Origin of the sequence: Sphaerospermopsis sp. LEGE 00249, from assembly GCF_014299995.1 — a bacterium.
Classification (GTDB): Bacteria; Cyanobacteriota; Cyanobacteriia; order Cyanobacteriales; family Nostocaceae; genus Sphaerospermopsis; species Sphaerospermopsis kisseleviana.
Map to the genome: position 1 here is coordinate 1 of NZ_JACJUZ010000005.1, position 12,808 is coordinate 12,808.

Annotated in this window: 10 protein-coding genes; 3 read left to right on the forward strand and 7 right to left on the reverse strand. The window is 37.6% G+C overall.

Annotated elements, in window-relative coordinates; translation table 11 throughout:
- Nucleotides 1–54: 54 nt before the first annotated feature.
- On the reverse strand, nt 55–3,444 hold the full coding sequence (locus H5968_RS02910; protein ID WP_187038739.1) for a phycobilisome rod-core linker polypeptide: 3,390 nt from the start codon (nt 3,442–3,444) through the stop codon (nt 55–57).
- Between the two features lie 800 nt (nt 3,445–4,244).
- Here H5968_RS02910 and H5968_RS02915 point away from each other — a divergent pair.
- The 3 genes from H5968_RS02915 to H5968_RS02925 all read left to right on the forward strand — a co-directional run bounded on the left by H5968_RS02915 (nt 4,245) and on the right by H5968_RS02925 (nt 6,163).
- Complete coding sequence (locus H5968_RS02915) at nt 4,245–4,634, forward strand: type II toxin-antitoxin system HicB family antitoxin (RefSeq protein ID WP_187038740.1); 390 nt, start codon at nt 4,245–4,247, stop codon at nt 4,632–4,634.
- A 735-nt stretch (nt 4,635–5,369) separates the two neighbouring features.
- On the forward strand, nt 5,370–5,741 hold the full coding sequence (locus H5968_RS02920; protein WP_187038741.1) for a type II toxin-antitoxin system HicB family antitoxin: 372 nt from the start codon (nt 5,370–5,372) through the stop codon (nt 5,739–5,741).
- Nucleotides 5,741–6,163 carry a type II toxin-antitoxin system VapC family toxin gene (locus tag H5968_RS02925; RefSeq protein ID WP_187038742.1) on the forward strand — a complete coding sequence of 141 codons (423 nt, stop codon included), beginning with the start codon at nt 5,741–5,743 and terminating at the stop codon, nt 6,161–6,163. The genes H5968_RS02920 and H5968_RS02925 overlap by 1 nt, the downstream gene beginning before the upstream one ends.
- 53 nt (nt 6,164–6,216) lie before the next feature.
- On the opposite strand, the gene H5968_RS02930 is transcribed toward H5968_RS02925, so the two are convergent.
- From H5968_RS02930 to H5968_RS02955, 6 genes are all read right to left on the reverse strand, one after another.
- Nucleotides 6,217–6,648 carry an Imm30 family immunity protein gene (locus H5968_RS02930; protein ID WP_187038743.1) on the reverse strand — a complete coding sequence of 144 codons (432 nt, stop codon included), beginning with the start codon at nt 6,646–6,648 and terminating at the stop codon, nt 6,217–6,219.
- 11 nt (nt 6,649–6,659) lie between these two features.
- A complete protein-coding gene (locus H5968_RS02935) occupies nt 6,660–6,938 on the reverse strand; it encodes a hypothetical protein (RefSeq protein ID WP_187038744.1) in 279 nt (92 codons plus the stop codon).
- Between the two features lie 817 nt (nt 6,939–7,755).
- Nucleotides 7,756–8,061, reverse strand: coding sequence for a barstar family protein (locus H5968_RS02940; RefSeq protein WP_187038745.1), 306 nt, complete (start codon nt 8,059–8,061; stop codon nt 7,756–7,758).
- A gap of 304 nt (nt 8,062–8,365) precedes the next feature.
- Entirely contained in the window at nt 8,366–10,960 is a 2,595-nt protein-coding gene (locus H5968_RS02945; RefSeq protein WP_255427033.1) for a TonB family protein, read from the reverse strand.
- Between the two features lie 153 nt (nt 10,961–11,113).
- Nucleotides 11,114–11,884, reverse strand: coding sequence for a PP2C family serine/threonine-protein phosphatase (locus H5968_RS02950; protein WP_187038746.1), 771 nt, complete (start codon nt 11,882–11,884; stop codon nt 11,114–11,116).
- 201 nt (nt 11,885–12,085) lie between these two features.
- Nucleotides 12,086–12,742, reverse strand: a complete 657-nt coding sequence (locus H5968_RS02955) for a VWA domain-containing protein (protein ID WP_187038747.1) — start codon at nt 12,740–12,742, stop codon at nt 12,086–12,088.
- Nucleotides 12,743–12,808: the final 66 nt, after the last annotated feature.

Genomic DNA, 12,808 nt, shown 5'->3' on the forward strand with positions numbered 1-12,808 from the left:
GCTTCCCCTGCTTTCTTCACTGTCCCCAGTCCCCAGTCCCCTGTCCCCTGTCACCTATCTACCACCGCGACCGGTTAAAACAGAAGGAGACAAGCTAGACCAAGATTGTTTTACTAGGTCAGCATCAGCCTTAACACTACCCAAGTAGTTACCCGCAGGTAAAGATGGGAAGCGGTTGTAAGGTACAACATCTTCACCGAAGTAACGAGCGTATTCTGGGCTATTCACCATTGTTTCTACAGCCGCCCTTAAACCGCTATCAGCCAATAGTTTGTTATATTGGCGGATTTCGCTTTGGGTTGCGGGTGCGCGTCCCAAAATGTGACGGAATAAAAATTCAATCACTTTGGTGTTGGGATAGGGTGTGTAGAAACGCTTACGGTAAATTTCTGAACTTGCCAACTCTAGGACAAATTCACGCACGGTAATTTCACCATTACGCAGTTTGCTATCTAAATCACTGCGGCGTAAATAGTCAGGAATTTGCCCGCTAAATACGTCCATCACCTGAACATAAATAGCGTTAATTACCTGATTGGTTTCAGTTGAATTTGTACCAGTGGTAGCGCGGAAAATACGGGTTGGTTTGCGGCGACTTGTACCTACACCCACTTCTACCGACTGACCACGACCATCGTTGAAAGAACGACCTAACTCAATGAACAAGGGTTTGGTCTTGTCCATTTGTCTAGCTTGAGCCGCCAAATCTGCGATCGCATTCGCTAACATTGGCGTATTCTCAGTCTTGATCCGAGGCTTCACAGTCTCAAAGCTAGGTACAACCAAATCATCATTTTGCTTGGTTAGCTGGTTGTAAAGCTTCTCAGTATTGGGGAAGTTAGCCGCAGGTAAGGTTGGGAAGCGACGGTAAGGAACAGTATCTTCACCAAAAGCTTGAACATACTCAGCACTATTCACCATTGCACCGATAAAGGCTTTGATACCTTGAGTAGCCAAGATTTGGTTATATTTGCGGATTTCAGCTTGATCCATTGGCGCACGGCCTAAGAAATGCTTAGTACCCATCTCAATCACTTTAGTGTTGGGATAGGGTGTATAAAATTCCTTAACGTACAGGTTAGAACAACCTAAACCTTCAATAAATTCCTTAACGGTGATTTCTCCGTTACCCAGCTTACTTTCTAAATCAGTAAACTCGTTACCAGCAACATAAGGAGGAATATCACGCTCGAAAATTTGACGGTAAGCAGCACCAATCAAAGTTTTTACCGCTACTTTATCACCAGTACCAGCGATCAGTTTAAAGACCTTGGTTTGCTCACGCTGCTTGGTAACACCTTGGTTAATACGGAAATCAATATCTGGTTGGGTTCGCATTTCCTTAACTTCACCCAACTCCACAAAGCGAGGAGTTTCTTCCTTCTCAACTTTGTTGATATCTTCGCGGATAGTTCCCACACGCAGTTGACGCAAGGAAACACCAGCAGGTGTTAAATAACGCTCATAAGGAACAGTATCTTCACCGAAAGCTTCACTGTACTCTACAGTGTCAAGGATGGCATCAACAACAGCATAGAAGCCTTTTTTGGAAGCAATATCAAAATACTTGTTGTTTTCTTGACGACCGTAGGTAGGACGACCTAACAAGCGACGGTGAATGTATTCAATCGCTTTACAAACATACAAGGATGTCCAGTACATCTTGCGGAATAAATCGGACTTCGCCAACATCCGCACAAACTCGCGGACGGTGATTTCGCCGTTTTCCAGTTTGATTTCTGCAACTTTCAGCCGTTGACCTTCGTAAACATCACGACCGAATACTTGTAAGTAACAAGCCTTAATTACTGCTTGGGTAGAACTTTCAGAGAATTTAACACTTGTACCCTTACCAGCATTTCTGCTCATAGTACCGGGTAACTGGTCTAATTTGAACACTTTCGCGCCCAAAGCACCAGGAGCAACACCACGCGCACCGGGGTTACTGAGTTGGTTATTGATACCAGGTCCTTGGTGAATCAAGATCCGACGGGTATCTTTACCGAAAGGTGCAGGACTGCTGCTGGGGTTGCGGGTTTCTTTCGGGAAAATCGCCCCAAATTGAATTTCTAGCGGATCATTACCAGAACCGTAGGGATGTTGATCAGGTAATGGTTGTTCGTAAGCTGCAAATGTGGTAATGAATTGAGGTACTTTGCGGAAAGGCGCACTGTATTTAAACAGGTCTTGCTGTTGTCCCCAGTTGCGACACTCTTGAGCTTCTTGACCCAGACCCCGAATGTAGGGAACGGTTTCTTCCCCAAAGTAATCTGCGTATTCTTTGGAGTCTACCAAAGCATCCACTAAAGCGGGTAAACCACCGTTAGAAATAATTGCAAAGTATTTTTGCACTTCTTCCCGGCTGCTTGGTCCACGTCCCAAAATGTGACGGAAAGCCAGTTCTATTACCCGGCTGTTAATAAAGGGTTGATAAAACTGTTTTTGGTAAAGGGGAGATTTAGCTAAACGGCGGATAAACTCCTTCATGGAGATATCGCCATTTTTAACTTTGGATTCTAAGTCAGAGATGGATAAGCTGTAAGCACGGGTAATATCGCGCTCAAATACTTGGCGGTAAGCAGCTTTGACTACTTCAGTTTTTTCGCTAGAAGACAAACCAGGCTTCATAGCGTACTTGGGACGGCGTTCTGCGGCGTTGAAGTAAATTTGAGGTAGTTGTAAACCTTGTTGATCCCCAGAAGGACGTTGACGGACTTTTGTGGATGGTGTAGGTGCTTTGAACTCAGTCAGCAACACATCCATGTACTGAGTCACGATTTCTGTTGCTTCAGGATCTTTGCGGAAGAATGACAAAGAAGCAGTTTTAATTTCTTGTAAAGCCACGATGGTAGCTTCACCAGAACAGGCATTTTCAATGATTTCCCGCAAACCTCTGGTATTTACAGAGATGATGTTGGGGTCGCCGGCAACAATGGCATAAGTAGCATAGCGCAAGAACCAGGACAAGTCCCGTAAGCTCTTGGACATATTGCCAGGACCATAACGAGCAACGTTAATCGGTCTAAAACCAGGAGGTGTGGGACCACCTGCGGAAGTGTTGAAAATGGAACGGAGGTTTTCAAAGAAGCCACCACGACTTTCAACGTAGGTGACTGTTCCTAGTTTCATGCCTTCTTGCACACTAGCACCAGCGCCCACCATTGCCATTTCCGGTTCTTGGGGCTTTTCTAAGAAAGCCATTGGTGAACCACCAACGAAGATCCGGTTAGCCGCACGAGAAACAATGATCTCAGAATTTTCGGTGAGGATCTGGGCGATTTCTAAACGTTTTGCACCAGAAGCAAAATAGCTTCCTAGTTCGCTTAGTTCACCTTTTCCCAAAAAGCGGTCTTGTTGTTCTGCTTGGGAAATGGTCGCTACAGGTAAGGTTTGATATAGTTGCGGACGCGCAACTGAGCTTCCTCCACTTGCCTTAACACTCATCGGATTTCTAAAACTCCTATAAATAAGCTTATGTGTTAAGTCTGGGTTGCTTTTTGGCTTGACATATTGGTGTATTTATGTATAGTACGCCAGTCAAACTGCCAGTAAATTAACCCAGTTCAGTTTTTAGATTAGAACGTTTTGCGGTAACGCTGCTAATTTATTAAGAAGTATGTCAATTCTGTAATCTAAATCTGCCTATTGGCATAAGTATCTACTCTAGACAGGCTGGGGAATGTTGAAGTTTTGTATCTATCTGTTACATTCGCTTGCATCATATTTTGTAGCTGATTTCTTTTTATTTTATAATTTTTTAATATTTTGGTGATTGGTAAGTAAATAAAAATTCTTTTTTACGTGTTTGGATAATTTTACATGGAAATATTCAGGTTAATGTATGAGTATTGTTTGTATGATATGTCTAAATATGATTATTAAATAATAGAAAGTATCAAATGATGATGATTTTGTCTGAATCAGGATGTCCAGGATTAAAGGATTTTCAGGATGTTTTTAATCATTTATGGTTTTCATGAATGATAGGGAATATATTTTTTATATCAATCAAAATTTATCATCATTAAATATTTACAGACAATCTATAAATAACAATCCTGTACATCCTAAAATCCTGGTTATCCTGATTCAGACAAAAGAATATATCTTTATTATTCACAGAAAATCTATAAATAACAATTACCAGTAAATTGTTTGGATTCATAGATTTTACATCATTTAACAAAATATTTTTCACGATCATGTTATTATAATCAATAGAGAGTTAAAAGAGTAAAAATATCATGATTTTAGATGTAAAAAATGCTCTTTCCACAATTGCACCTAAATTAACTTATGATGTCCTCATTGAAAATCAAGCAGATGGCACAGTTAAAGCGACATTATTAAGTTTACCGGAATGTCAAGGTTTAGGTGCTACTAAAGAAGAAGCATTAAATAATTTGATTCAACTTTTTCAAGCACAAAAACCAGAGATAGTTACTTTAGAAATTAAACCTTCTGCAACCACATATCCGTTCAAGGAAATTTCAGAAAAACATCATAATGAGGGTAATGCTTGGGATTTACTAGAGTCACTAACAGGAACTATTGAAGCTCCAAGTAATTGGTCACTTCAACATGATTATTATTTGTATGGAACGCCGAAAAATCATGATGAGATAAGAGAATGAATCAAGAAAGATTGTTTTTAGATACCGTATTTATTCAAGCTTTGCTGAACAAAAATATTTCATGATTTTCAGGATGGTTTTTTGTCTGAATCAGGATGTCCAGGATTTCATGATTTTCAGGATGATATTTTTTGTCTGAATCAGGATGTCCAGGATTAAAGGATTTTCAGGATGTTTTTGATCATTTATGGTTTTCTTTGAATGATAGGAAATATATTTTTTATCTGCATCAAAATTTATCATCATTAAATATTCACAGACAATCTACAAATAACAATCCTGTACATCCTTAAATCCTAGTTATCCTGATTCAGACAAGAGAATATATCTTTATTATTCACAGACAATCTACAAATAACAATCCTGTACATCCTTAAATCCTGGTTATCCTGATTCAGACAAGAGAATATATCTTTATTATTCACAGACAATCTACAAATAACAATCCTGTACATCCTTAAATCCTAGTTATCCTGATTCAGACAAGAGAATATATCTTTATTATTCACAGACAATCTACAAATAACAATCCTGTACATCCTCAAATCCTGATTATCCTGATTCAGACAAGCTATTTCAGGATGTCCACCGATTAAAGGATTAACAGGATGATAAAATATAAAATTGACGATCGCTAATAAAGTCCTATAAATCTTAACATCATCTAGACGATAATTTTAACTATTTTCAAGTATTGTGTTATAATCAATTCAAAATTAGAAGAGTAAAAATATCATGATTTTAGCTGTTAAAAATGCTCTTTCCACAATTGCACCCAAGTTAACTTATGATGTGTTGATTGAAAATCAAGCAGATGGTACGGTTAAAGCTACATTGTTAAGTTTACCAGAATGTCAAGGTTTTGGTGCAAATAAAGAAGAAGCATTAAATAATCTGATTCAACTTTTTCAAGCACGAAAACCAGAAATAGTGACTTTAGAAATTGAAGCACCGAAAACAGAACATCCTTGGATGAAATTTGCAGGAATGTTTGAAGATGATCCACATTTTGAGGAAGTGCAGCAATATATAACAGAATATCGTCGGGAATTAGATACAAAAATGGAGGAACATAACCAAACTATAGAAGATCAGGAGAATATCTAATGATTTTATGGATATTGGATACAGATCATGTTTCTCTATTTCAACGCAGAAATCCATTTATTGTACAGCGTGTTAATAGTGTCAAATTTGAAGAAATTGCCATAACTATAATTACTGCTGAGGAACAATTGCGTGGTAGATTTAATGTAATTAGAAATGCCTCATCATCGGATAAGTTAGTATTAGCTTATGCAAATTTTCATGCTAATCTAGAGTTTTTAAAAACTGTCAATTTACTTCAATTTACCGAAGCCGCGGGTAATATCTACACTGAATTAATTAAGCAAAAAATCCGCGTTGGTACTCAAGATTTACGCATTGCTGCAATTACATTATCAGTGAATGGGATTTTGGTAACTCGTAATTTTAAAGATTTTGAAAAAGTGCCGAATTTGCGTTTAGAAGATTGGAGTATTGGTTAATAATTTCATAATTAAGATTTCCAGGATTAAAGGATTTTCAGCATGGTTTTTTGTCAGAATACACTTTCTTTAACTTGCAATTTATTTATAATACTTTCTTCTAAAAGATGATAGAGAAAATGCGGAGTTTTTAAATTAGCTGAATGTAATAGATTTTGATAGACTTGACAAGCTGATTCATCATTTAAAATCCGATTGTGAATAATTCTTGTCCATTCTGGTGCAGTTATCATTAATTGAGGCACAACATTAATAAATGCTGTAATTTGTTTTTCCATATCAAAAGATTCCAGAAAATGAATTAAGCTAAACATCACTTCTGGTTGTTGACATTGATCATCTAAAATCAGATGATAGGCACATAAATTATTTTCATCAGGATTTTCAGCTATTGCAGTTAAAGCATTTTCAAAATTTGTAATTTGTGCTTCTGTTTGCATCAATCGGTTATCTTTTAAGATTGCCAGTAAATTGTTTTGATTCATGGTTTTTTACCTCATTTAACAAAAATAGATTGCCAAATTACTTTATTGAGTTTGATTAATGCTTGCAAACTTTCCCTGATTCTTCTATTATACAAACCTTGAGAAAAATAAATAGAACGTACATCCCAAATTTCTTGTGCTAAGGCTACTCTGGGGGATAAGTTTAAATTAGGACGTTTACCATAAGAAATTGTTTGCCGATGACGACCTCCTTTTCCTGGTGATAAATGTTCCATCATAATGGCATATCCTTGATCTGTTGTATAATTAAGTGGAACTTTGGCTTTCATAAAAGCATCCGCAGGTATATGATGAGGTGTGAGGTTATCTCCTCTACGTCCCTTTTTTAGTAAGTCTCCATAAGTACCTACAGTTCCTTCTCCTGGGATGAGTTGAGGTTGATGATTAATAATTTTTTTACTCCTGTTTAGCTATTTCTATTGTTTAGTATTTTGATTATAAAGGAAGAAAAGGAATAATTAGGGTTTGCTGAATCAGGATTTTCAGGATTTAAGAATTTTCAGGATGATATTTGTCTGAATCAGGATGTCCAGGATTAAAGGATTTTCAGGATGGTTTTTTTTGTCTGAATCAGGATGTCCAGGATTAAAGGATTAACAGGATATTTTTGATCATTTATGGTTTTCTTTGAATGATATGGGAATATATTTTTTATCTCAATCAAAATTTATTATCATTAAATATTACCAGAAAATCTATAAATAACAATCCTGTACATCCTTAAATCCTAGTTATCCTGATTCAGACAAGAGAATATATCTTTATTATTCACAGAAAATCTATAAATAACAATCCTGTACATCCTCAAATCCTGGTTATCCTGATTCAGACAAGAGAATATATCTTTATTATTCACAGACAATCTACAAATAACAATCCTGTACATCCTAAAATCCTGGTTATCCTGATTCAGACAAGAGAATATATCTTTATTATTCACAGACAATCTACAAATAACAATCCTGTACATCCTCAAATCCTGGTTATCCTGATTCAGACAAGAGAATATATCTTTATTATTCACAGACAATCTACAAATAACAATCCTGTACATCCTCAAATCCTGGTTATCCTGATTCAGACAAGCTATTTTTTGATAGTTAAAAACTTGAAAGAAATATTATTACCTTCCCAGTATTTTTTTGCTGAATTTAAAATATCCAATGCTATTTGGTACTGTGTCGGTTCAGCTTGGGCAAAGATATCAGCATGATCATATAATATGACATATCTTTGAGCCGGACACCATGTTAAATCGGTGATACATTCATCAAAAGCATCCCAGTTAGCGCCGAAGTATGAAGGAAATTCCATTGCTTCAGCAGCTTTATTTAAAAATGTTTGTTTGCTATTGATTTTTTTACCATCAAGATAAAAAACTTTATGATTCATAGATTTATGGTGAGGAAATAGGTTAGTAAAATTGTCAGAATCAGGATGTCCAGGATTTTAGGATTTACAGGATATTTTTTGATAAATTATAGTTTTATTCAATGATAGAGAATATATTTTTATTGTTCAAAAAACAAATTATTAACTATTCACAGAAAATCTATAAATTGCCATCGTGGATATCCTGATTCTGATTATTTTTGTTTTTCTATTTGACGTTCTTGAAGTTGACGGTGACGCTGTGATCCTTTCATAGCAAAATTAATTGAGGCTCTTACCCCTTTTCTTCCTATTACTGTGGGTGTTAATTTCCACTCTTGAGCCGCTTGTTGCGACGTTCTTGAAGTTGACGGTGACGCTGTGATCCTATCATAGCAAAATTAATTGAGGCTCTTACCCCTTTTCTTCCTATTACTGTGGGTGTTAATTTCCACTCTTGAGCCGCTTGTTGCGCTGCTTCATCTAGTTCACTATCACCACTAGAACTAACTAACCTTACTTGAGTAACATTACCTTGAGAATCGGTGTCAATAGCTACTTCTGCTGTTCCTTCCACACCACGTTTTCTAGCTTTATCTGGGTACTTGATCTGACACCGTATACAATCTACTGGATTTAATTTATCCCAAATATATTTGTGTCCATTATCCCAAATATATTTGTGTCCAACTACTACCACAGTTACACTACTAACAATTAAACCTAAAGCCACAGTTCGCAAAAAACGACGACGGGAAGAATTAGGTAAATTTGTAGACTGTGTAACTTGTGAAACCTGAGATTGAGGTTGCTTAACTAAAGATGAATTATTTGTAGTGCTAGATGTTGCTGTTACTTGGGTGATGACAAGTTGACTCTGAGGTTTAGAAACTGGCGTTTGTGAAACCTGAGATTGAGTTTGTTGGACTGGTGCTTTACTAATAGATGCTACAATCTGCCATATCTTGATAGTCTTGTCACTACTCCCACTAGCCAGAGTTTGACCATCGGGGCTGTATGCTACTGACCAAACCAACTTAGAATGACCAGTGAGGGTTTGCAGTAGGTTTCCCGTTTTTACATTCCACAGTTTGATAGTCTTGTCCTCACTCCCACTAGCCAGGGTTTGACCATCAGGGCTGTATGCTACTGAATAAAACCATTCAGAATGACCAGTAAGGGTTTGTCCGAGGTTTTCCGTTTTCACATCCCACAGTTTGATAGTGCCGTCCAGACTCCCACTAGCCAGAGTTTGAGCATCGGGGCTGTATGCTACTGAAAGAACCGGGTAAGAATGACCAGTGAAGGTTTGCAGTAGGTTTCCCGTTTTTACATTCCACAGTTTGATAGTGTTGTCACTACTCCCACTAGCCAGGGTTTGACCATCGGGGCTGTATGCTACTGAACTAACCGAGTTAGAATGACCAGGGAGGGTTTGTAGAAGGTTTCCTGTTTTTACATCCCACAGTTTGATAGTCTTGTCACCACTCCCACTAGCCAGAGTTTGACCATCAGGGCTGTATGCTACTGACCCAACCCAATCAGAATGACCAGTGAGGGTTTCTAGGAGGTTTCCCGTTTTTACATCCCACAGTTTGATAGTCTCGTCCCTACTCCCACTAGCCAGAGTTTGACCATCGGGGCTGTATGCTACTGACAAAACCCAGTCAGAATGACCAGTGAGGGTTTGTAGGAGGTTTCCCGTTTTTACATCCCATATCTTGATAGTCTTGTCACCACTCCCACTAGCCAGAGTTTGACCATCGGGGCTGTATGCTACTGACCTAATCCGGTTAGAATGACCAGTGAGGGTTTGTAGGAGGTTTCCTATGAATCTATTACTAATAACTTGTGGTTTTGATGTTGATTCCACAACAACAGATGGTTTTGCTTTCACAACACCAGGAAAAATATCAACACCAAGATTTGTAGAGCGATCGCACCAATAGCATTTACCAAAAGTTCTACTATAATAATGACTATCTACCCTGCCGCAAATAGTTAAATTATCATTCCCTGTTCTTAAAGCCTCTAACCACTCCCTAGCCGTAGGACGAGAATTAGGATTTTTATACCCATCATTAAAGCATCTCAGAAAACATTGCTGAATATCTGGATAGACAATCTCTAAAGGAATTGTTCTTGCTGCTGCGGTAATTAAAGTATTTGCCCCATAAACCCATAAACCCCGACGGATAAGTTCATTAGGTTCTGGAGTTTCCCCTGCACCAGTCCATTTTCCTTGAAAGGGGCTATTACCACCAAATAATAATTGATAGATAATTACCCCTAACCGAAATCTATCATGTATTTCCGTTTGCTCAATAATATCAAAATCTTTTCCCATTAATTCCGGTGGTGTATATCCTTCCGAACCAACTAAACAACGAAAAACCTTACCATTTTTAGGATTTATCACCTGAAAAGAATCAGTATCAATAATAGAAGGTAAAGCCCGATTATTAACTAAAATATTTTGTGGTTTAATATCACCCAACACATAACCAGCTTCATGTAAAGCCGCAATAATTGAGGCAATATTTAAAGCGGTGGTATGTAAAAAACGCCAATCAATCTCAAGTTTTAATTTCTTGCGACGTTGGGGATTATAAATATCAATAAGTTCTTTTCCACCCTTAATTTCTGGCATTAAAAAGCCCACAAAATTGCCCTGAGCATTTTTCAACACCGATTTAGGCCAAGCAAAGGAAACATGATGAAGATGGGAATTTGGTTCTGTGGGTGGGTGGTCTATCATTACTGCTAATTTTTGCACCCGTTCCGATGTGGGAGAATGGTATATTTTCGCTAAATAACCATTTTCATTAGTTCGCCAAACTTTTGCTTCACCACTATTAGCAATCTCTTTACCCAATAGCGTAATTGATTTTCCTGTACTGGCACAAGTAAGAACTGTCATATAATTTTAATTAGATGGGTTGAAATATATTTCTAAAATCCTAAAATCCGTAGGTTGGGTTGAGGCTTTGCGAAACCCAACAAAATCTCATGAATCTTGAAAATGTTGGGTTTTATTCTTCAACCCAACCTACAGTTTTTTACCAATTGCATCCTATTCAAAGAGACACAAAAGTAAAGTTTTATCATCATCAGTACGAGAATTTAACCTTTCAGAATTGAGAAAAACATTAATATAATTATCATCATTTCCGCCTGGTTTATCTGTTTCTCGCAAATACTCCTCTAAAGGTTTAAAAAATGGCGCGTGAGGTTTCCAATCACTAAATCTAATCGCTACTTTTTCTAATCCATCAGTAGAAGCACAAATAAACTCTTGTTTGCCTGAAATTACCTGTACCTGCATTTCCTCCAGTGCATTAGCTGAAGTGACAAAAGTTGTTTCATTGAAAAATTCCCCCTTATCAGGTTTAAACAACATTTGATATTCTCCATCTTGAGAACCCATGACAATAAAACCATCCCCAATTTGCATAGCTGCAACCCATTCAGGAGTCGCTATAAAAACTAACAATGTACAAGCTAAATCACTGACAGAATAACCTTTATGATCTGCTTGTTTTTTTAAAGCAGTAATAACTTCTTTGACAAACTTAGTAAAAACTTCCTTAGCTTCCATTTCCGAAAGTGGTTGAGTAAAACCTTGTTTATCAGGAAGTTCATTAATATCAGCAAAGCATTTAATTACAGTTTCTACCGCCAATTCAGAACCAAAGTGAGAATATTTAGCACTTCCAGCACCATCAGCAACCGCGCCCACAATCACATCCTTAAAAATGCGATAATTTCCGCAGTCTTGACAAGGTATTTTCTGCTCTTGATGACTCGTTCCCGTTACATAACGCGCTATAGCTTTCCAACCCACAATAAATAAATCCTCAAAATGTAATTTAATGGGTAAGATCCCCGACTTCTTCTTTCATCATGTCAATAAATCATTAACTTATATTAGAAGTCGGGGATCTGGTTGATACAAATTAAGTAATGTAAGATCCCCGACTTCTTTTTTAATCATGTCAATAAATTATTAACTTATGCTAGAAGTCGGGGATCTGGTTTCTACAAATTAAGTAATAATTTGCCCCCACCCCACCGGCGGTAATGCTACAGCTTCCCCTACTTTGCCACTAGAAACCCGTTTCATAGAAGTGGAAAGCCAAACAAATAAAGCGCGAAAATCTAAGCCATTTAACATCACTGGAGGCCGTCCAGGTGGTGCAATTTCTCTCAGTTTATACATATCTGCACCTTGAACAGCAACAGTAAAAAATAACATTCGGCGCTGTTCTTCTTCTTCTCTCACCCTTTGCGCTGCATTTTGCCAATAATCTGTAGGCGCACCATCGGTAATTAAAAATACCCAAGGACGATAATAATGGACACCGTTATCTTTATACGACTGTTTGCGGGTTTCTAATAAATCTAAAGCGTATTCTATGGCTGCACCCATGGGCGTTACACCATCTGCTTCTAGCTTGGGCGGTGTAAAATGGTCTATAGTGACAAAATCTTGCGTCAGTTTCACCGGTCCAAAGGTGACAATAGCAACTTCTACACTTAAAGAAGCTTGAGCATCTTTCATTACATCTTCTTTAAAAGCTGCCAAACCTCTATTTAACTCCTGGATAGGTTGCCCTGACATTGAACCAGAAGTATCCAACAACAGAATTACCGGACAACGATTTTCAGGGTTTTCCACAAATTCGGGCATTCCTACTGGCATTATTGATACTCCTGGTTAATCAACTGGTTAATCACAACTAGATGCTGAATATTATATCTTAGATCA

Coding starts and splice junctions, on each gene's coding strand:
- H5968_RS02910 (WP_187038739.1), bottom strand. CDS start 3,444: ATGAGTGTTAAGGCAAGTGGAGGAAGCTCAGTTGCGCGTCCGCAACTA.
- H5968_RS02915 (WP_187038740.1), top strand. CDS start 4,245: ATGATTTTAGATGTAAAAAATGCTCTTTCCACAATTGCACCTAAATTA.
- H5968_RS02920 (WP_187038741.1), top strand. CDS start 5,370: ATGATTTTAGCTGTTAAAAATGCTCTTTCCACAATTGCACCCAAGTTA.
- H5968_RS02925 (WP_187038742.1), top strand. CDS start 5,741: ATGATTTTATGGATATTGGATACAGATCATGTTTCTCTATTTCAACGC.
- H5968_RS02930 (WP_187038743.1), bottom strand. CDS start 6,648: ATGAATCAAAACAATTTACTGGCAATCTTAAAAGATAACCGATTGATG.
- H5968_RS02935 (WP_187038744.1), bottom strand. CDS start 6,938: ATGAAAGCCAAAGTTCCACTTAATTATACAACAGATCAAGGATATGCC.
- H5968_RS02940 (WP_187038745.1), bottom strand. CDS start 8,061: ATGAATCATAAAGTTTTTTATCTTGATGGTAAAAAAATCAATAGCAAA.
- H5968_RS02945 (WP_255427033.1), bottom strand. CDS start 10,960: ATGACAGTTCTTACTTGTGCCAGTACAGGAAAATCAATTACGCTATTG.
- H5968_RS02955 (WP_187038747.1), bottom strand. CDS start 12,742: ATGCCAGTAGGAATGCCCGAATTTGTGGAAAACCCTGAAAATCGTTGT.